The organism is Hydrotalea lipotrueae, assembly GCF_019249625.1.
Classification (GTDB): Bacteria; Bacteroidota; Bacteroidia; order Chitinophagales; family Chitinophagaceae; genus Hydrotalea; species Hydrotalea flava.
This window is the reverse complement of record NZ_JAESDL010000001.1, coordinates 262265-281589: the sequence shown is the minus strand read 5'-3', so window position 1 is coordinate 281589 and position 19325 is coordinate 262265. Positions and strand designations below refer to the sequence as shown.

The 19325-nt window shown below is 36.2% G+C and carries 17 protein-coding genes; 12 read left to right on the top strand and 5 right to left on the bottom strand.

Annotated elements, in window-relative coordinates; all coding sequences use genetic code 11:
• The first annotated feature begins 9 nt into the window (after positions 1–9).
• From JK139_RS01280 to smpB, 6 genes are all read left to right on the top strand, one after another.
• Complete coding sequence (locus JK139_RS01280; protein WP_074419857.1) at positions 10–909, top strand: LysR family transcriptional regulator; 900 nt, start codon at positions 10–12, stop codon at positions 907–909.
• 58 nt (positions 910–967) lie between these two features.
• Positions 968–2131: a threonine synthase gene (locus tag JK139_RS01275; RefSeq protein WP_074419858.1), complete on the top strand. Its 1164-nt coding sequence runs from the start codon at positions 968–970 to the stop codon at positions 2129–2131.
• Between the two features lie 73 nt (positions 2132–2204).
• A complete protein-coding gene (locus JK139_RS01270) occupies positions 2205–2996 on the top strand; it encodes an ABC transporter substrate-binding protein (RefSeq protein ID WP_074419859.1) in 792 nt (263 codons plus the stop codon).
• A 177-nt stretch (positions 2997–3173) separates the two neighbouring features.
• Positions 3174–4241: a class II fructose-bisphosphate aldolase gene (gene fbaA / locus JK139_RS01265; RefSeq protein WP_218330395.1), complete on the top strand. Its 1068-nt coding sequence runs from the start codon at positions 3174–3176 to the stop codon at positions 4239–4241.
• Between the two features lie 246 nt (positions 4242–4487).
• Positions 4488–5414: an acetyl-CoA carboxylase, carboxyltransferase subunit beta gene (gene accD, locus JK139_RS01260; RefSeq protein WP_081299098.1), complete on the top strand. Its 927-nt coding sequence runs from the start codon at positions 4488–4490 to the stop codon at positions 5412–5414.
• 67 nt (positions 5415–5481) lie between these two features.
• A complete protein-coding gene (gene smpB / locus JK139_RS01255; protein WP_074417891.1) occupies positions 5482–5922 on the top strand; it encodes an SsrA-binding protein in 441 nt (146 codons plus the stop codon).
• A gap of 5 nt (positions 5923–5927) precedes the next feature.
• Here smpB and JK139_RS01250 read toward each other — a convergent pair whose 3' ends face one another.
• Together JK139_RS01250 and JK139_RS01245 are read right to left on the bottom strand one after the other, a co-directional pair.
• Positions 5928–6365: a DUF3592 domain-containing protein gene (locus JK139_RS01250; RefSeq protein WP_218330394.1), complete on the bottom strand. Its 438-nt coding sequence runs from the start codon at positions 6363–6365 to the stop codon at positions 5928–5930.
• Between the two features lie 106 nt (positions 6366–6471).
• Positions 6472–7515, bottom strand: a complete 1044-nt coding sequence (locus tag JK139_RS01245) for a YncE family protein (RefSeq protein ID WP_218330393.1) — start codon at positions 7513–7515, stop codon at positions 6472–6474.
• 130 nt (positions 7516–7645) lie between these two features.
• Here JK139_RS01245 and JK139_RS01240 point away from each other — a divergent pair, with 130 nt between their 5' ends.
• The 6 genes from JK139_RS01240 to murB all read left to right on the top strand — a co-directional run bounded on the left by JK139_RS01240 (position 7646) and on the right by murB (position 14561).
• Entirely contained in the window at positions 7646–8236 is a 591-nt protein-coding gene (locus JK139_RS01240) for a bifunctional nuclease family protein (RefSeq protein ID WP_068241142.1), read from the top strand.
• A gap of 37 nt (positions 8237–8273) precedes the next feature.
• Entirely contained in the window at positions 8274–9095 is an 822-nt protein-coding gene (gene ispE / locus JK139_RS01235) for a 4-(cytidine 5'-diphospho)-2-C-methyl-D-erythritol kinase (protein WP_218330392.1), read from the top strand.
• A 123-nt stretch (positions 9096–9218) separates the two neighbouring features.
• Entirely contained in the window at positions 9219–9971 is a 753-nt protein-coding gene (locus tag JK139_RS01230; RefSeq protein WP_218330391.1) for a lysophospholipid acyltransferase family protein, read from the top strand.
• An 87-nt stretch (positions 9972–10058) separates the two neighbouring features.
• Positions 10059–12548 carry a replication restart helicase PriA gene (gene priA, locus JK139_RS01225; RefSeq protein WP_218330390.1) on the top strand — a complete coding sequence of 830 codons (2490 nt, stop codon included), beginning with the start codon at positions 10059–10061 and terminating at the stop codon, positions 12546–12548.
• 152 nt (positions 12549–12700) lie between these two features.
• Positions 12701–13513 carry a Cof-type HAD-IIB family hydrolase gene (locus JK139_RS01220; RefSeq protein WP_218330389.1) on the top strand — a complete coding sequence of 271 codons (813 nt, stop codon included), beginning with the start codon at positions 12701–12703 and terminating at the stop codon, positions 13511–13513.
• Positions 13514–13547: 34 nt separating this feature from the next.
• A complete protein-coding gene (gene murB, locus JK139_RS01215) occupies positions 13548–14561 on the top strand; it encodes a UDP-N-acetylmuramate dehydrogenase (RefSeq protein ID WP_218330388.1) in 1014 nt (337 codons plus the stop codon).
• Positions 14562–14565: 4 nt separating this feature from the next.
• On the opposite strand, the gene JK139_RS15720 is transcribed toward murB, so the two are convergent.
• The 3 genes from JK139_RS15720 to JK139_RS01200 are packed head-to-tail and all read right to left on the bottom strand — an operon-like array spanning position 14566 to position 19194.
• Positions 14566–16485: a gliding motility-associated C-terminal domain-containing protein gene (locus tag JK139_RS15720; RefSeq protein WP_218330387.1), complete on the bottom strand. Its 1920-nt coding sequence runs from the start codon at positions 16483–16485 to the stop codon at positions 14566–14568.
• 32 nt (positions 16486–16517) lie between these two features.
• Positions 16518–18065 (bottom strand): sigma 54-interacting transcriptional regulator, encoded by a 1548-nt coding sequence (locus tag JK139_RS01205; protein ID WP_075051674.1) that lies wholly within the window; start codon positions 18063–18065, stop codon positions 16518–16520.
• Between the two features lie 31 nt (positions 18066–18096).
• Entirely contained in the window at positions 18097–19194 is a 1098-nt protein-coding gene (locus JK139_RS01200; protein ID WP_218330386.1) for a vWA domain-containing protein, read from the bottom strand.
• Positions 19195–19325: the final 131 nt, after the last annotated feature.

Below are 19325 nucleotides of genomic sequence, written 5' to 3'. Positions count from 1 at the left end.
AATTATATTATGCTCTCAGCACAGCACGAAGTTTTTTTAGAAGTTGCCAAACAGAAAAGCTTTTCGAAAGCTGCTGAGGAAATGTATATCTCTCAACCTGCCATCAGTAAACATATAAAGCAACTCGAATTTCAATATAAAACCAAATTATTCGATCGGCGCGGAATGTATATTGAACTAACCCCAGCCGGTGAACTTTTATTTGAAAGGTTAACAGAAGTAAAACGTATTCAGGAACAAACACTTTTCGACATCACCACCCTTTCCAAAGCAATGGAGGCAGAAGGGGTTTTAAAATTAGGAGCCAGTACCACCGTGGCTTTATATATTTTACCAAAAGTATTATCCATATTTCATGAACAACATCCTAATTTAACCATCAGTTTATTGAACCGAAATACAGAAATTGTTTTGGATGCCCTCCTGAATAAAGAAATTAATCTGGGTATTATTGAAGAAAAAGGACAATTAACCAATGTAAGTTATTTGCCTTTTATAACCGATGAAGTGGTTGCCGTTTGCAGTCGGCAAAGTATCTGGGCCCAAAAAAAGAATTACCAGGTAAAAGATTTATATCAGATGCCTTTAGCCATCAGAGAACGTGGAAGCGGTACTTTGGCAGTTTTAAAAAAAAATCTGGAAAAACATAAAATACAACTCAACGATTTAAATATTAAAGTAAGATTAGGCGGAACTGAAGCATTGAAGAATTTTTTAATTGAATCTGATTGTCTGGGTTTTCTGCCACATCGGTCTGTTATCAAAGAGTTAAAGTATGGTGAGCTGAAACAACTGCACTTTGAAGGACTCAGTATTGTACGTAACTTTTATTTCATTCAACGTAAGGGAGAAACCAGCAATTTGAACAAATTATTGATTAAAACAGCACAATCTGTTTATCACAAATAGTTATAGCATATAACGAATTTGCATTCATTTGGTTATAACATACCTGTAGTTTTACAGTGTGAAAACAGTTAGTGAAACAATTTCAGGAGCCAGCCATCTTACCTGTTCCAATTGCGGTAAAATATACAATATACACCAGCAGCAAACCTATGCATCCTGCTGCAATCAACCTTTATTTACCCAATATAATGGCATCCATCCTGCTAAAGAAAATTTAGTCAACCAACCCCATCATTTATGGCGCTATGCTGCCATGCTGCCCGTATTTGATGCAACCAACAGAATTAGCCTGGAAGAAGGATTTACACCCATGCATACCCTCCATAAATTTTCCGCAAAATATGCAGTAAACCGGCTTTATTTAAAAGATGAAGGTGTAAACCCAACAGGCTCTTTTAAAGCAAGAGGTTTAAGTGTTGCCATCTCTAAAGCAAAAGAACTGGGCATTGAACATTGCATTATACCAACGGCCGGTAATGCAGGTGGTGCCATGAGTGCCTATTGCGCAAAGGCAGGGATACAAGCTACGGTGGTCATGCCAAAATCGAGTGCCATGTTGATTAAAGAAGAGGTTCAAATGTTCGGTGCCAAATTGATTGAAGTAAATGGCTTTATTCATGATTGCGGAAAATTGGTACAACAAATAGCAGCCGAAACCGGCGCATTTGATATGAGCACCATGAAAGAACCTTATCGGTTAGAGGGCAAAAAAACCTTAGGTTATGAAATAGCCGAACAACTCAACTGGCAATTACCCGATGTCATTATTTATCCCACCGGTGGCGGTACCGGATTAATTGGTATGTGGAAAGCTTTTGCAGAGATGCAGCAAATGCAATGGCTCAATTCCTCCAAAAAGCCACGAATGGTTATTGTACAAACAGAAAATTGTAATCCCATGATACAAATGATTGAAAAAGGCAAAAAAAATGAATCCTTTCAACCAGGTTATTCAATTGCCAATGGTTTGGTTGTACCTACTCCTTTTGCAGAAAAAAGCATGTTGCGGGTTATTCATGAAAGCAAAGGCACCGGCGTTACTGTGTCTGAAAATGATATACAACAAGGTATTCGGGAGATAGCCCGAACTGAAGGTTTGTTACTTTCACCGGAAGGGGCTGCCGCCTTTGCAGGATTTAAAAAATTAGTAGAAAAAAATTGGATAGAAAGCCAGGAAAATGTTTGCATTGTGAATACCGGAAGCTGGTACAAATACCATTAACGGCTTATCAAAATCAACTATTTTGAAACTAAGTAATGTTTAAAGAAGATAGGCATTTGCTTAGTTTTGTTGCATGTATTTTTTTTTAAACAACTCGGCACTTCCTTTACCGGGATTAATTGCTCCCAAACGAATTGTTTCGCTGGTACCCTCGCAAACAGAACTATTATTTCATTTAGGATTAGAAAACGAAGTTGTAGGGATCACCAAATTTTGCATACATCCGGCACATTGGCGTAGCAGCAAAACAATAGTTGGTGGAACAAAAAAACTGCATCTTAAAAAAATAGAGCAATTATCTCCCGATTTAATTATTGCCAATAAAGAAGAAAATGAAAAGTCGCAAATAGAAGCTTTTAGCCATATTGCTCCGGTTTGCGTTACAGATATCAACAATTTGCAAGATGCCTGTTCTATGATATTGCAATTGGGTACTATTTGTAATAAAGCAGATCCTGCTAATATATTAGTGATGCAAATTCAACAAAAATTTGCGCAAATTGTAGCCATTACGCCTGCCTTAAAAACAGCCTACTTTATTTGGAACAGGCCATTTATGGTTGCTGCATCTAACACATTCATCAACGAAATGCTGATGCAATGCGGATTTGAAAATGTGTTTGCAGACCTCAACAGATATCCTGAAGTTTCAGCCGAACAAATAAAAGCTGCACGACCTCAATTAATACTACTTTCTTCAGAGCCTTACCCGTTTAAGGCAGAACATGTTCAATATTTTCAACAACTCATTCCATCTGCTTTGATATTACAGGTAGATGGGGAAATGTTTAGCTGGTATGGAAGCCGATTGCTGCAAAGTGCACCCTATTTTCAGGCACTTATTCACCAAATACAAAAAAAATAATAAGATGATTGAATGCTGTATAGCAATGCTAACAATTGTTTTTATGAACTATCAGTATCTTTGCCCAAGGATGAAAAAAAACGGTAGTATTGAAAGTATATTTATCATCCATAATACGTAAAAAAGAACGTTATACAAAATTGATTGAACAAACTAACCAACAACAAACCATTTAAAATGAAAAAGTATCAACCCGGAGTACTATTTGGCAATGCGCTTGCAGCATTATATCAGGATGCAAAAGAAAATAAATTTGCAATGCCGGCAGTAAACTGCATTGGCACCAATTCTATCAATGCAACTTTAGAAACAGCCGCAAAAGTAAATTCACCCGTAATCATTCAGTTTTCCAACAGTGGCGCTCAATTTATTGCAGGAAAAGGAATGCCCAACGATAATTATCAAGCCAATATTGCCGGAGCTATTTCTGGCGCATTACACGTACACAATGTTGCAAAATATTATGGTGTTCCGGTTGTTTTACATACCGACCATGCTGCAAAAAAATGGTTACCATGGGTAAGCGGATTAATAGATGCAGGCGAACAATTTTATAAAGAAAAAAAACAACCGCTTTTCAGTTCACACATGCTGGATCTTTCAGAAGAAGCATTAGATTATAACATTTCCACTTCAGTTGAATATTTTAAAAGAATGCAACCACTCGGTATGAGCCTTGAAATTGAGCTGGGTGTTACAGGTGGTGAGGAAGACGGTGTGGATAATTCAGATGTAGAAAACCACAAATTATATACTCAACCCGAAGAAATTGAACAGGCTTATGTAGCATTACATAAAGTAGGTAGCTTATTTACCATTGCTGCCGCATTTGGTAATGTGCATGGGGTTTACAGTCCGGGTAATGTTCATTTAAGGCCGGAAATTTTACACAACAGTCAGGTATACATTCAACAACAACTGCATACTGCCGAAAAACCGGTTTACTTTGTTTTTCACGGTGGCAGCGGCTCGCCCAAATCGCAAATACAAGAAGCGATAGGGTACGGTGTAATCAAAATGAATATTGATACCGATATGCAATGGGCCTTTTGGGAAGGTGTTTTAAATAATTACAAAAAGAACGAAGGCTATTTGCAAAGCCAGTTAGGCAACCCCGAAGGTCCAGACATGCCTAACAAAAAGCATTATGACCCACGTGTTTGGTTAAGAAAAGGAGAAGAAAACTTCATTCTCCGTTTACAGGAAGCATTTGAAGATTTGAATTGTATTAACCGAAATGCATAATTGAATAGCATTGCAGTAGCCACCTGAAATTCGGGTGGCTATTGTTGTTTTTAGGCCTGTAAACATATTTTATGTAAGATTGCCACAACCAAATAAGCACTGTTTCATGAAACAACCTTATTTTTGCTACCTTCACCCACCCGATTGAAGTACATACTATGCCCATGATTTACGTTTCCTTCTTCAGGCGGGATAAATATTTCATGGGCATTGTACGTAGCAAAAGCAGATATTAAAATGATAGCCATGAAAAAAGAATTTGAAGAAAATATAGAACAGAACCTTACCGGAGATGAAGATAAAATGAAAGATGACGAGAGCATTAAACGAAGTTGGTTTAAAAGAAGGAAAAAAGGAATTTTAACCTCTACAGCAGACAAAAAAGAAACCCCGGAAGGTTTATGGAGCAAATGCCCCAATTGTAACTATATATCTACCACAAAAGATTTAGAAGAAGAATTATACGTTTGTCCCAAATGTAACTATCATCACAGAATAGGAAGTGATGAATATTATGATATTTTATTTGATGAACAACAATTCGAGCCACTTTTCGACAATATTATCAGTAAAGATTTTTTAAACTTTACCGATTTAAAAAATTATCAACAACGTTTAGACGAAATCAGGTCAAAAACCAATTTAAAAGATTCGATGCGTGTGGCTGTGGGTGCAGTGAAGGGTAAAAAAATTGTAATAGCCTGTATGGATTTTGAGTTTATTGGCGGTTCATTAGGTAGTGTAATGGGCGAAAAATTCAGCAGAGCAGTTGATTATTGTATTGCACACCAATTACCTTACATGGTTATTTCAAAGAGTGGTGGTGCACGTATGATGGAAAGCGCATTCAGCCTGATGCAGTTAGCCAAAACAAGCGGCAAACTTTCGCAGCTTAGCAATGCCAAACTACCTTATATTTCATTGTTAACCGATCCCACATTTGGGGGTATTTCTGCCAGTTTTGGAATGCTGGGCGATTTAAACATTGCCGAACCGGGTGCTTTAATTGGTTTTGCCGGCCCAAGGGTCATAAAAGAAACCATAAAAAAAGACTTACCTGAAGGCTTTCAAAGAAGTGAATTCTTATTGGAACATGGTTTCCTCGATTTTATTATTGACCGGAAAAACCTGAAAGACAGAATTGCTGAATTAATTACACTGTTTAACAACTAACATCCATTATTTTACTGAATAGCATACCTGCTTTTACTGAACAAGCTTGCAAAAAGAAAGATAGATTATGGCGAAAGAAATGACCAACAGGCAGGCCTATTTTAACTACTATATTGAAGACAAGCTAGTAGCAGGTATTGTTTTACTGGGTACTGAAGTAAAAAGCATTAGAGAAGGAAAAGTTAGTTTTAATGATGCCTTTTGTGTTTTTGATCATGGTGAATTATGGCTTAGGGGTATTTATATTGCAGAATATAGATTGGGAACCCATAACAATCATTTGGCGGTACATGACAGAAAATTGCTATTGAAAAAAAGAGAATTGAAAAAATGGGAAATGAAGTTAAAAGACAAAGGTTATACCATCATTCCACTCCGCATATTTTTGAATGAAAAAAATCTGGTTAAAGTAGAAATTGGTTTGGCAAAAGGAAAAAAATTACACGATAAAAGAGACAGCATTAAACAAAAAGATGCAGAAAGAGAATTGAAAAGGTACCTGAAATAATTTCCTCAACTATATTTTCGCTGGGGTTTATCATCCGGCTCTTTTAATTGTTCCAATCTGCTTTCTTCCGTAGGATTATTGGTTAAAAGAACTGCAACACTCCATAAAACAACCGCAATAATGATAGAACCTGCTATTTCATCCCACTGCAGCCAATATCCCCACCATGCATAAATGGCAGCCCGTTGTGGCCTGGTAGTATCATAAATCACCGCAACTTTTTCTCCCTCCCGTAAATTGCGCAAAGAATACGCTGCATTTACATGATAATTTGATTTTCCGAGATCAAAACTTGCAAAGAGGGTTTGCCGGTGCGTAATACTATCTGTTTGCATATGAATGGTTCCAACCGTCATTTCACCATCAAAATAATCGGGCTGTCGGGTAAACAGCATATACAGCACCAATATAACTACATACAAAATAATGACAAGCTTATACAATAATTACTATTTAAATCTTCAAAAAAATAAATTCCAAAATTATAGTGAAAATAGAAAAGCCATTCTTTTTTTTATAGAAACCTCTAAATCATCATTACAAAATTTCTTATTCCTGCCCCACAAGCAATACCCTGAAGCTGCCCGGCAGCATTGCTGGTCTTTTTCCGGGTACAGATTTATGATCAATTGCTGCGGCAGGCAGAAAAATATGATGTGTTTTTTCGCTTACTGCAATGGTTCTGGCCGTTTTCATGGTTGGAATGGTATTCAACACCGCATAAGTATCTGCCGACACAATAGAAAGCATTCCATCTTGTCCGTTTGAAGCATATACCTGCCTCCAGGTTTTATCGAATGCAACCCCATCACAGCCGGCACCAATGGGTACCATTTTTTTTACAATGCCATTTCTTGCATCTACAACTGCCATCATTTTATTACCGCATCCGGCAAATAAAGTATGTGTGGCTGCATCATACACCAATCCCGTAGGTTCTTCTGCCGGGGCAATACTCCAATGATGCATTACTTGATTTGTAGCACCATCAATCAACACAATTTCACTTTTATCTTCAATATTTACATATAAATTTCCTTTTTCATCAGAAACTGCAGTTTCAGGTTTACCGCCAACAGGAATGGTAGCAATTACTGTATTGGTAAAAGGATCTATTACAGAAATATCTTTACTTCTTCCATTACAAGTATAAATTTTTTTGGTAATTTCATTATAAAAAATGGCATCAGGATTTTCACCGGTTGCAATAGAATCTTCTACTTTTAGTGTATTTAAATTAAACACATACACATTATTCAAACGTCCATTGCTGGTATAGCCCTTATTCAATGCATTTACAAAAGCAACACCATGTACCCCAATTGTGTTTGGAATAATCCCAATGGAATCACCCGATACTGCATTTAACACATTGACTTGTATACCGTGTGAAACAAATAAACGTTGGGTTGCATCATGAATGGCTATATAATCCCACCCGCCTGTACTTTTAATGGAATATGCTTTCAGTACCTTTAAATGTGTATGTTGTGCCATACCTAAGTTGAAAAAAAATAAGATGGCAATAACAATACCTCCTAATTTTACAGAAAATTTATTTTTGCGGTGATTTAAAACAATTGGGAAATTCATATCTTGTAATTTGTTGTAAAAATCAGATTTTACAATTGATTTATCTAATCCATTTTAAAAAAGCAGAAATAAATTTTCATAAATACAGACTTATTGAAAATTTTAAAATTTATTTTATTTTCGTGTCAATATGAAGAAAATTGAATTGGAAATTGTTGCTTTATCTCACAGCATTACACAAACACATTCGTATGCAGTTGTTTTAGGTGAAGTGAATGGTTTGCGAAGACTGCCCATTGTAATTGGCGGTTTTGAAGCACAGGCCATTGCTGTTGCATTAGAGCATATGAAACCCAGCCGTCCGTTAACACATGATCTCATGAAAAACTTCATGAATGCATTTAACATTGAATTACAGGAAGTGATTATTAATGATTTACAGGAAGGAATTTTTTACTCCAATCTGGTATGTTTTACTGAACACGATACCATTGAAATTGATAGCAGAACCAGCGATGCACTAGCTTTAGCCGTTCGGTTTGGCTGCCCCATTTATACTTATGAACACATTTTACAAAATGCAGGTATTTTAATGGATGATACCGCATCAGAACCGAAAAAAATGGAGGCAGTTGGTGTGGAAGACAACAGCAATGTTTCTGAAAATGATTTATCTAAAATGGGGCTTGAGGAATTGCACCAATTATTAAAGGAAGTGTTAGACCACGAAGATTATATAAAAGCCATAGCCATTCGTGATGAAATAAACAGGAGAAAATAAATCAACATACAATTGCGCTTTCAAAAAAACTAAATCAATGGTTGTTTTTCCAAATTGTAAAATCAATTTAGGTTTATACATTACAAAAAAAAGGGAAGACGGCTTTCATGATATAGCTACCATTTTTTATCCTATTCAATGGAAGGATGCTTTAGAAATCATTCCAAACAATGCAGCTTCGGATAATTCTATACATTTCACAACGTCTGGTTTACCAATACCGGGCAATCAGGAAAATAATTTATGCATCAAGGCTTATGAATTATTAAAGAACGATTTCCCAAAAATCCCTCCCATTCACTTGCATTTACACAAAGCCATACCTATGGGTGCAGGTTTGGGTGGCGGTAGTTCAGATGCAGCAGCGGTTTTATGCCTGCTGAATGAATATTTTGAATTGAATATTACCCAACATCAGTTAAGTAAATATGCTTTACAATTAGGTAGTGATTGTCCTTTTTTTATTTTCAATCAACCCGCCCTGGCTACCGAAAGAGGTGAAACCTTGCAACCCATTCACCTGCATTTAGAGGCTTACAGCATTGTTTTGTTGCACCCGTCTATTCATATCAGCACAGCCTGGGCATTTCAGCAAATAAAGCCACAACTGCCCGAAACAGATTTGTTGTATGCCATTGACCAACCGATTGAAGCATGGCCAAACCAACTTTTTAATCAATTTGAAGCGCCGGTTTTTAAAGCCTATCCGCAATTAGAGCAATTAAAAATGGAATTGTATGCTAATGGCGCATTATATGCAGCCATGAGCGGCAGTGGCAGTACCCTTTATGGCATATTTAAAAAAGGAACCATTCCAAAGCTAAACATACCGAAAAACACTTTGGTTAAAATTGCATAAATATTTTTTTCAAAGCAATTTTGCCACTGAAAATAAATTTCCCGGTTTAAATTCATGCTTCAATCTAAAAAAAATATTACAAAAAAATCCGGAGCCATTTCACAGCATCAATATCAATTGTACATGAAGAAAATACTTTTAGCCATTTATTCTGTTTATGCGCTCATTGTATTTATTATATTAATGTTCTTTGCATTTCCCTTTGTAGCCATTGCTTCTTTTTTTGGTAAAGAAGGAGGTGATCGGGTGTATACAATTGCCAAATTGTGGGGCATTATTTGGTACGTATTGATTGGCATACATCATAAAAATTATTATGAATTAACCTCTACACAAAAAAGGCAATATATTTTTGTTGCCAACCACTCCTCGTACATGGACATCCCTGCTTTGGTGCGGTGTATGCAACAACCCTATAGGGTATTGGGCAAATATGAAATGGTTAAAATTCCCGTTTTTGGTTTTATTTATAAATGTGCCGTGATTTTGGTTGACAGAAGCAGTGCAGAAAAAAGAGCCAAAAGTTTTCAGGAATTGAAACATGCATTAACACAGGGCCTTTCTATTTTTATTTTTCCGGAAGGAACCTTTAATGAAACAGGAAAACCGCTGAAAGAATTTTATGATGGCGCATTTAGGATAGCCATTGAAACCCAAACACCCATTCAACCTATTATTTTTTTAGATACTATTAAACGATTGCCTCCTGAACATTTATTGCAACTAACACCCGGTAAAAGTCGCGCTATTTTTCTGGAACCCATTGAAGTAAGCAACTATACCACAACAAATGATATTAATATATTAAAAAAAATAGTGTATCAAAAAATGGAGGCTGCAATTGTGCAATACAGAACACATCCGCCAATGTTCTAACCATGAAATCGCATAAATGAATTAACTTTATTGTTTCCAGATGAGATATTTTTTATGAAACGCTAAAAGTAACAGCGAGGAAAAGCCATGAGTGAATTTGATCCATCAAATAATATTCCGTTCTCTTCTATCCCATTGGTTTATTGTGATGTAATTATTCCAATAAGCCTACCCAACACATATACCTGGGAGGTTCCGGAACACATTCAAAATACCATACAAATTGGCATTCGTGTAGAGGTTTCATTGCGGAATAAAAAATATGCAGGCATTGTAAAAAGAATTCATCACAAAAAGCCGGAATTATTTCAACCCAAACCCATTATTAATATTTTAGATGAAAACCCCATACTTTATCCCATACAACTGCAATTCTGGGAATGGATGGCACAATATTATTTGTGCAGCGAAGGCGAAGTAATGCAGGCTGCTTTACCTGCACATTTAAAATTAAGCGGCGAAAGCATTGTTATATGGAATGAAGGTTTTGAAATGGATAGTACACAGCTAACAGACGATGAATTTTTGGTTGCAGAAGCATTGGAAATTAGAAAAGAATTGCGTTTGCAGGAAATACAACAAATTTTATCCTCCAATCATGTTTATCCGGTCATCAAAAAATTGATCGATAAAAAAGCATGCTTTATTTGGGAAACACTGCAGGAAAAGTACCGTCATAAAACTGAAACTTACATTACACTTCAACCACAGTACCAGGCTGAAGCAGACCTGGAAAAATTATTGAATGAATGGAATAAAGCACCCAAACAATTGGAATTGCTGCTGGCTTATATACATTTATCCGAAACCGAAGGGGAAGTTACACAAAGCAATTTACTCAAAAAATCAGGTGCAACTGCTGCACAGTTAAAGGCTTTGATTGAGAAAGGAATTGTTCAGGCACAGAAAAGGTCGGTAGACAGAATCAGGCAATTGCCCCAAAACATTTATATAGATTTTACATTATCTATAGCACAACAACAAGCACTCAATTCCATTCAAAAAAACTGGGAAGAAAAACAGGTTTGTTTGCTGCATGGGGTAACCTCCAGTGGCAAAACTCAAATCTATATTCAATTAATAAAAGAAGCTATTGATGCGGGCAGGCAAATATTATATTTATTACCCGAAATTGCCTTAACAGCACAAATCATCAGAAGATTGCAAAAAAATCTGGGCGGATATATTGCGGTATATCACTCAAAATTTAATGCGAATGAAAGAGTTGAAATATGGAATAAAGTAAAAAATGGTGAAATTGCTGTAGTATTAGGTGCACGATCGGCTTTAATGCTGCCCTTTAAAAATTTGGGATTAATTATTGTTGATGAAGAACAGGATTCCAGTTTTAAACAACAGGATCCTGCACCACGATATCAGGCAAGAGATGCTGCTATATTCTTTGCATCGTTATGTAAAGCAAAAGTATTGTTGGGAAGTGCAACTCCATCTATTGAAACCTATTATAATTGTAAACAGGGTAAATATGGTTTAGTAGAATTATTGGAAAGATTTGGTGATGTAGCCTTACCAAAAATTCAAATAGTAGACATCAAAAAAGCAATGGCAGAACAAAAAGGAAAAGTAGCATTCAGTGCAGCATTAGTAAACCAATTGCAACAAACACTCATTGAAAAAAAACAAGCTATTATTTTTCAAAACCGGAGAGGCTATTCTCCTTATTTAATGTGCCAAACCTGCGGCTGGATTCCGCAATGTAAACACTGTGCCGTTACCCTTACCTACCATAAAGCTAAAAACACGTTAGTATGTCATTATTGCGGAAGCAATTACCCGGTAATGCAAACCTGTGTTGTATGCGGCAGCCATGCATTTACACAGAAAAATTTTGGAACAGAAAAAATAGAAGAATTACTGGCAGAAGCTTTGCCTACCGCTAAAATAGCCAGGATGGATTTGGATTCAGTAAAAGGAAAAAATGATCATGACACACTGATTAAACAATTTGAACAACACAAAATTGACATTTTAGTGGGTACGCAAATGGTAGTAAAAGGTTTAGATTTTGAAAATGTGCAATTAGTTGGAATTATTGACGCAGATAGTATTTTAAACTTTACTGACTTTCGGGTAAATGAACGTGCCTTTCAATTAATGGAACAGGTAAGCGGTCGTTCAGGCAGAAAAGATGGTAACGGCATTGTATTGGTGCAGGTAAGCAATACACATCATCCTGTATTGGCTTTTGTGCAGCAACACCAGTATGAAGCTTTATATCAATTCGAGATTGAGAGCAGGAAAGTCTATCACTATCCACCCTATTCAAGATTAATTAAACTAATATTCAAACATAAAGACAATCCGATAGCGAAACAGGCATCTTTTGCAATGCTACAATTATTAGACCCTACTTTTCATCCTTATATCAATGGGCCTGCAGTACCTGTAATAGAACGCATCCGAAATCAATATATTTGGGAAATACTATTAAAGCTACCCAAAAACCAAACCATCATTTCACAATGCAAACAAGCTATTATGCAGTATTCAGGAACCATTCAGGCACAAAAACAATTTAGAAGTGTACAAATAATTGTGGATGTAGATCCATACTAAATGCGCATTTATTTAAAACTTAATACACCAATAATGCCATACACAGAGCATTAAAAATTTATTAAACTCACCTGTTTATAAATAGGATTGGTAGTGTAGAAAATGCTAAATACTTTTACAACTTTTTAAAGCCATACTAAAACCCTCTCAAAATGATTAAAGCCGTATTTATAGATATTGATGGAACATTATTAAAAAGCGACCATACCGTTAGCGAAGTCACCATTCAAACCATTAAACAGTTGCAGGAAAAAAATGTGTTGGTGGTATTGGTTTCTGCAAGGCCACTGCATGGTATTTTACCCATTAGTAAAATTGTTGGATTAGAAACTGCACCCACCATTAGTTTAAACGGTTCTTACATAGCGCAAAACAATAAAGTTATTTTTCAATCTTCCATATCCACATCGGTTACATTAGCATTGCATGATGCAGTACAACCCTACCATGTAACAACACTTTATTATCAGGAAAACAATTGGTTTGCAGAAAACAGTTCACAATATACCATAGCTGAACAAAAAATTACCGATGTTCCGGTAACCATTCAGCCGCTTTCGCATACAATTGAACAATGGAACCGCGAAAACACAGGACCTAATAAAATTATGATGATTGCTGATGCAACCACCATTCAAACCATTCAGGAAAAACTGAAACCATTATTTGCTGAAACCTTAAATATGTTTACCTCTAAACCCATTTATTTGGAAGCCATGCAAAAAGATGCTTCTAAAGCAAAAGCGGTATTACAATTAATTCAGGAATATCATATTACAACTGATGAAATTATTGCAATTGGTGATAATTTTAATGACCTGGAAATGATTGAAATGGCCGGTACCGGCATTGCAATGGGTAATGCACCGGATGCAGTAAAAGCAGTAGCAAAATATGTTACTGACACCAACAACAATGATGGTGTGGCTAAAGCCATTCAACATTTTTTAAACCAATGGTTCTAACCATTAAAATACAAGTATAATCTATCAATTTTTTATGCAAATCAGTCGCAATATTTCACTACAACCCTATAACACATTTGGTATTGAAGCATTAGCTGAAAATTTTGCAGTAATTGAAACCATTGAAGATATTGCAACAATATCTAAACTAACAAAGCAATACCAACAATGGCATCTACTGGGTGGCGGCAGTAATATATTATTTACAGATAATTTAAGCGGACTTACCCTCTACAATCAGGTTAAAGGAATTTTCATTGTTCAGGAAGATGAAACCACAGTTTTGATAAAAGCATTTGCCGGTGAAAAATGGAATGATTTGGTTCAATTTTGTTTGCAACACAATTTTGCAGGGGTAGAAAATTTAAGTTTAATTCCCGGAAGTGTGGGAGCTGCTCCTATTCAAAATATTGGGGCTTATGGAGTTGAATTAAAAGATGTATTGGAGTATGTGGAAGCCTATCATTTAGATAAACACGAAACAGAAATCTTTTCAAATAAAGCATGCCGGTTTGGTTATAGAGACAGTATTTTTAAGCAACAATATAAAAACCGTTTATTAATTGTAGCCATTACACTTCGTTTAAATAAAATACCCAAATTGGTAATTGGGTACGGAAGTTTGCAACAGCAATTAGAAAAAATGGGCATTGTAAAACCCACTATTCAACAAGTAGCGGAAGCTGTAAATATAATTAGAACGAATAAATTACCAGACCCCGCTAAAATTGGGAATGCCGGCAGTTTTTTTAAAAACCCCACTATCTCAAAATTCAGGTTACATTTATTGAGTGAGCAATATGCTGATATTCCCGGTTTTGCTTTAGATGAAATGAATTTTAAAATTTCTGCTGCCTGGCTGATAGAACAAGCCGGGTGGAAAGGAAAGCGGGAAGGAAATGTTGGGTGCAACCCATTACAACCATTGGTGATTGTAAACTATGGCGGTGCAACGGGAAAAGAAATTTACAATTTTTCAGAAGCCATTATTCAATCGGTAAAACAAAAATTCGGAATTGAATTAGAACGGGAAGTCAATATCTGGTAAGCATTTACCGAATAATCAATACCGAACCAGAACGCAGCGGTGTTCCGTTATTTAAGTTGATGATGTAATAGTAGGTGCCTATCGGTACCGGCTTGTCGTTATAGGTGCCATCCCAGGGTTTACCATAACCTATTGTATGAAAAATCATTTGCCCGTTTCTATCAAATACACTTACATCTGCTGTAGGATAAGTATATAGGTCTTTTATTTCCCAAAAATCATTAATGCCATCACCATTGGGCGAGAATGCATTGGGCACACTTATTTTATTATACACCCTTATAAATGTTTTACTGACAGCTTCGCCACAACCCTGCTGCGATACTACATGAAGTGTATAAATAGTATCTTTAATGGGATAAACCACCGGATCCAAAATATTCGTATTTGAAATATTATAATCCGGAGTCCAGAAATACTGAATGTCATCACCTGCAGCACTTCCATTCAATTGTACCTGATCTCCTTCAAAAATGGTAAAGCTTTTACCCGCTGCTGCCACCGGTAAATGTAAAATATTCACCATTACACTGTCGGTTCGGTTGCAATTACCATTGCTTACCGTTAAATAATACATGGTACTATCGGCAGGCGTTGCAGTGGGTTGTGGTATGGTATCAGAAGATAAATTAGCAGCAGGCACCCATTTGTATTTTTCTCCCCCACTTCCTCTTAACACAACACTACTGCCTGCACAAACCGTTTGCGAAGAACCTGCATTAGCCAACGGTATGGGGCTTACGCTTACAAAAACTGAATCGGTATTGGTACATCCCAAAGCAGTAGTAGTATTTACATAATAGTAACCTTCATTTTGATTGGTTAATGGAAAGATAGAGAAGGATGGTTGTGTTGTTTGAAAACCGGAAGGACCTGACCATAGAAATTGATTACCGGCGCTACTGGCAGATACCTGTAACTTATCGCCCAAACAAGCAGCATTATTGGTTTGTATGGAAATGGAAGGCTTAGGTTCAACCCCAATGGCATAGGCATTAGAAGCCACTCTGCATGCCGGCAGTTGAATATTATTACCCTGTGCTACCACAACGCGGTATTGATAATTTCCTGCAGGTGTTGGCAAACGAACATAATTGTTGTTATTAGCTCCTGCAATATCCTGCCAGTTTCCATTTACATAAGTTTGCCATTGGTATTGGGTATTATTAAAGCCGGAAGAAACGGTACTATTCAGTAAAATATTTCGCTTGTCGGTATCACAAATATTGGTATTAGTAGTTTGGCCATTATTGGTAACAGTAATTAAGGGGCCACAAGGTCTAAAAGTAATATCATCCAAAGCCAAATCATTACCACAGCCACCAGGTGCATTATTACGCATACGAATCACCACATTACTGGTATTATTAGGCGTTGAAAAATAAAAACCATATTGCCGCCATAATGGTGTAATGGAAGTAGGAATATCGCCTGTTGAGTATTGTTGCAATACTGTGCCGGTTGTTGTTTCAATACTAAAGGTAACATTGGCTAAAATTGGATTGCCATTGCATGCAATACCTGTATTTAAATTCAATACCCACGATGCAAACTCATAGGTTGTGCTGCCGCATAAACCCTTTACGGTATCTACATAAAAATCGCCGGGATCATAAGATGCGTTGATGAGCATCATATAACCATTTACATCATTGGAAGTATGGTCTTCAGTTAAACGAAACCAGGTATTGCCAAAACAACCATTGGTAGCATTTGCAATGGTATAATAGCCGTCTTTCGGACAATCGTTCGGAACATAAATATAATTGGTAACACCAAAGGGCAAGGCAGTACCCGGATTATTGCCACTGCCAAAAGTGATGTTGATAACAGGATCGCCCAAACTGCCCGAACACAATTGTGCATGTAACCCACCGGCAAGTAATGTAAAAAAAATAAAATATACAATCTGTTTGATGGGCACGAAAAATTTTATTTATATGCAAATTTGCATTATTAATTAAAATCATCCTCATTCAAATCGTCATCATCTCCAAAATTCATTGCATTTAAATTCATGATACTTCCCATTAAATCTTTAAACTCAATTTTTCCATCCAGCATTTTCTTACTAATGAGCGAATAGCCTGCCAGTCCATGCAATACAAATTCCATCAATAGTGCATTTTCTTTTTCATTGGCATAATGAAAATATTTTTTTATCAAAGCATACAAACCATCCACTTTGTATAATTCTGCAATTTTTTCACTATCTTTCATATCTGTCAATAGATCTATATGGTTACCTGCATCAAACCAACGGATAATGGCTTTATAGGGATTTTCTTCTGTTTTTTCTTCCGTTGATTTTTTACCGGCGGGCTTTTTCTTTTTTAACATTTCCGGGTTAGGGAAGTATTGAATAAACTGGCTACGGATTGCTCTGTCAATTAAATTCAGTGCAACCTGATAAGGCCCTTCCTGTTCACCTTCATAAACCAATTCAATTTTACCTGTGATAGAAGGAATGGTTCCCATTAAATCACTAATCCATACTTGTGTATGTTTTTCATTAAAAATAATAGCACGTCTTTCAGCGCTGCTTATTGCATTTTCAAAAGCGGCAATGGTTAAACGGGCACTCACCCCACTTTTTTTATCAACATATTCATTGTTTCTTGCTTCAAATGCAATTTGTTCCAATAATCGTTTCATTAAATCGCTAACGCTAACTTTTTCAACCTGTTCGGGTAAAATTGCAGCCTCCTGTTCGGTAATGGCCAATGCGGTTTCAATATTTTTAGGATAATGGGTTAAAATCTGGCTTTGTATTCTGTCTTTTAACGGTGTAACAATGCTGCCGCGGTTAGTGTAATCCTCCGGATTTGCGGTAAAAACAAATAAAATATCCAGTGGCATTCTTAATTTAAAACCGCGTATTTGGATATCGCCTTCTTCTAATATATTGAACAAAGAAACCTGGATGCGTGCCTGTAAATCAGGAATTTCATTGATGACAAAAATACCCCTGTTACTTCTAGGAATGATACCATAATGAATCACTCTTTCATCCGCAAAATTCAATCGAAGATTGGCCGCTTTAATAGGGTCAATATCACCAATTAAATCTGCAACACTTACATCAGGAGTTGCTAATTTCTCACCATATCTTTCAGATCGATGTAACCAGACAATGGGCATATCATCTCCATATTCTGCTAACTGATCTTTGGCATATTTGCTGATGGGGTGCAGTGGATTATCATTAATTTCACTACCTGCAACTACTGGAATATATTCATCCAGCAATTGCACCATCTGCCTGGCAATTCTGGTTTTGGCCTGCCCTCTTAACCCTAAAAATAAGATATTGTGGCGCGATAATAACGCCCGCTCTGTATCTGGTATTACCGTATCTTCATAGCCATAAATACCGCTGAATGGATTTTCTTTGGAATGAATTTTAGCAATTAAGTTTTGCCGAACTTCTTCTTTTACTGATTTAGAAATGTAAGCTGATTTTTTAAGAGCACCAAGTGTTGTAATTTTTTTATAATCTGTCATCTGCTATTTTTTTCCTATTGTATGAAATCAATTAATATAATGTTTTGTTTTTCCCACTTTCAAAGTCTTTAAAAATAAAGGCACCCAGTTTATCTAATCCTGCAAAGAATGCCTTACCCTGATTCATTTCGGTAAACTCCTGCACAAATTTTTGCAAATAAGGGTCAGATGCAATCATAAAAGTGGTAATTGGAATTTTTAATTTTTTACACTGAGCAGCAAGATTAATGCAGCGATTTAAAATTTTTCGGTCTATCCCAAAACTATTTTTATAATATTTTTTCCCAACTTTTAAACAGGTGGGTTTTCCATCGGTAATCATGAAAATTTGTTTATTCGGATTCTTTCTTCTGCGCAATAAATCCATCGCAAGTTCCAATCCTGCAACGGTATTGGTGTGGTATGGGCCTACCTGCAAATAGGGCAAATCTTTTATTTCCACCGTCCACGCATCATTGCCAAATACAACAATATCTAAAGTATCTTTTGGGTATTTGGTAGTAATCAATTCGCTTAATGCCATGGCTACTTTTTTGGCCGGTGTTATTCTGTCTTCTCCATATAAAATCATGGAGTGAGAAATATCAATCATTAATACGGTAGAAGTTTGCGTTTTAAAATCGGTTTCTCTGATTTGCAAGTCATCTTCATACATTGAAAAACTTTCAATACCATGATTGATTTGTGCATTGCGAATACTTTGTGTAAAATCAATTTGCTCTAACATATCTCCAAACTGAAATGGGCGGGTTTCGGGATTAATCTCATCGCCCTGTCCGGGTTTGAAAGTAGTGTGGTTGCCCGATTTAGATTTTTTTAATTTTCCGAAAATTTCTTCCAGACTTTTTTTACGAATAGTTTGTTCACTTTTAGAAGTAATTTTAAAACTACCGGTAACTGTATTTTCTTCCAAATAACCATTTTGTTTCAATTCTTCAATAAAATCGCCCATACCATATTCGGGATTGGTAAGCTGATATTGTTTATCTAACTCATTCATCCATTGCAATGCTTCTGCAGCATCACCATTGGTATAGGTGAGTAACTGCATGAAAATATTGAGCAATTGTTCAAAAATTGATTGCTGATTTTCGGAAGGATTGAACCCGATAAAACGATGACCTTGCATGTGTTGTAAACTACTTAAAAAAACGTTACAAAAATATTAATACATGTAAATGATTCTCATCTAAAAGCCCCATCAGAATACTATCTATTATGAATTAACAATTTAAAAGTAATATAGTTAAAAAAAGACCG

Excerpts from the sequence above, each read along its gene's own strand:
- JK139_RS01280 (WP_074419857.1), top strand. The coding sequence starts at position 10 with ATGCTCTCAGCACAGCACGAAGTTTTTTTAGAAGTTGCCAAACAGAAA.
- JK139_RS01270 (WP_074419859.1), top strand. The coding sequence starts at position 2,205 with ATGTATTTTTTTTTAAACAACTCGGCACTTCCTTTACCGGGATTAATT.
- fbaA (WP_218330395.1), top strand. The coding sequence starts at position 3,174 with ATGAAAAAGTATCAACCCGGAGTACTATTTGGCAATGCGCTTGCAGCA.
- accD (WP_081299098.1), top strand. The coding sequence starts at position 4,488 with ATGAAAAAAGAATTTGAAGAAAATATAGAACAGAACCTTACCGGAGAT.
- smpB (WP_074417891.1), top strand. The coding sequence starts at position 5,482 with ATGGCGAAAGAAATGACCAACAGGCAGGCCTATTTTAACTACTATATT.
- JK139_RS01245 (WP_218330393.1), bottom strand. The coding sequence starts at position 7,515 with ATGAATTTCCCAATTGTTTTAAATCACCGCAAAAATAAATTTTCTGTA.
- JK139_RS01240 (WP_068241142.1), top strand. The coding sequence starts at position 7,646 with ATGAAGAAAATTGAATTGGAAATTGTTGCTTTATCTCACAGCATTACA.
- ispE (WP_218330392.1), top strand. The coding sequence starts at position 8,274 with ATGGTTGTTTTTCCAAATTGTAAAATCAATTTAGGTTTATACATTACA.
- JK139_RS01230 (WP_218330391.1), top strand. The coding sequence starts at position 9,219 with ATGAAGAAAATACTTTTAGCCATTTATTCTGTTTATGCGCTCATTGTA.
- priA (WP_218330390.1), top strand. The coding sequence starts at position 10,059 with ATGAGTGAATTTGATCCATCAAATAATATTCCGTTCTCTTCTATCCCA.
- JK139_RS01220 (WP_218330389.1), top strand. The coding sequence starts at position 12,701 with ATGATTAAAGCCGTATTTATAGATATTGATGGAACATTATTAAAAAGC.
- murB (WP_218330388.1), top strand. The coding sequence starts at position 13,548 with ATGCAAATCAGTCGCAATATTTCACTACAACCCTATAACACATTTGGT.
- JK139_RS01205 (WP_075051674.1), bottom strand. The coding sequence starts at position 18,065 with ATGACAGATTATAAAAAAATTACAACACTTGGTGCTCTTAAAAAATCA.
- JK139_RS01200 (WP_218330386.1), bottom strand. The coding sequence starts at position 19,194 with ATGCAAGGTCATCGTTTTATCGGGTTCAATCCTTCCGAAAATCAGCAA.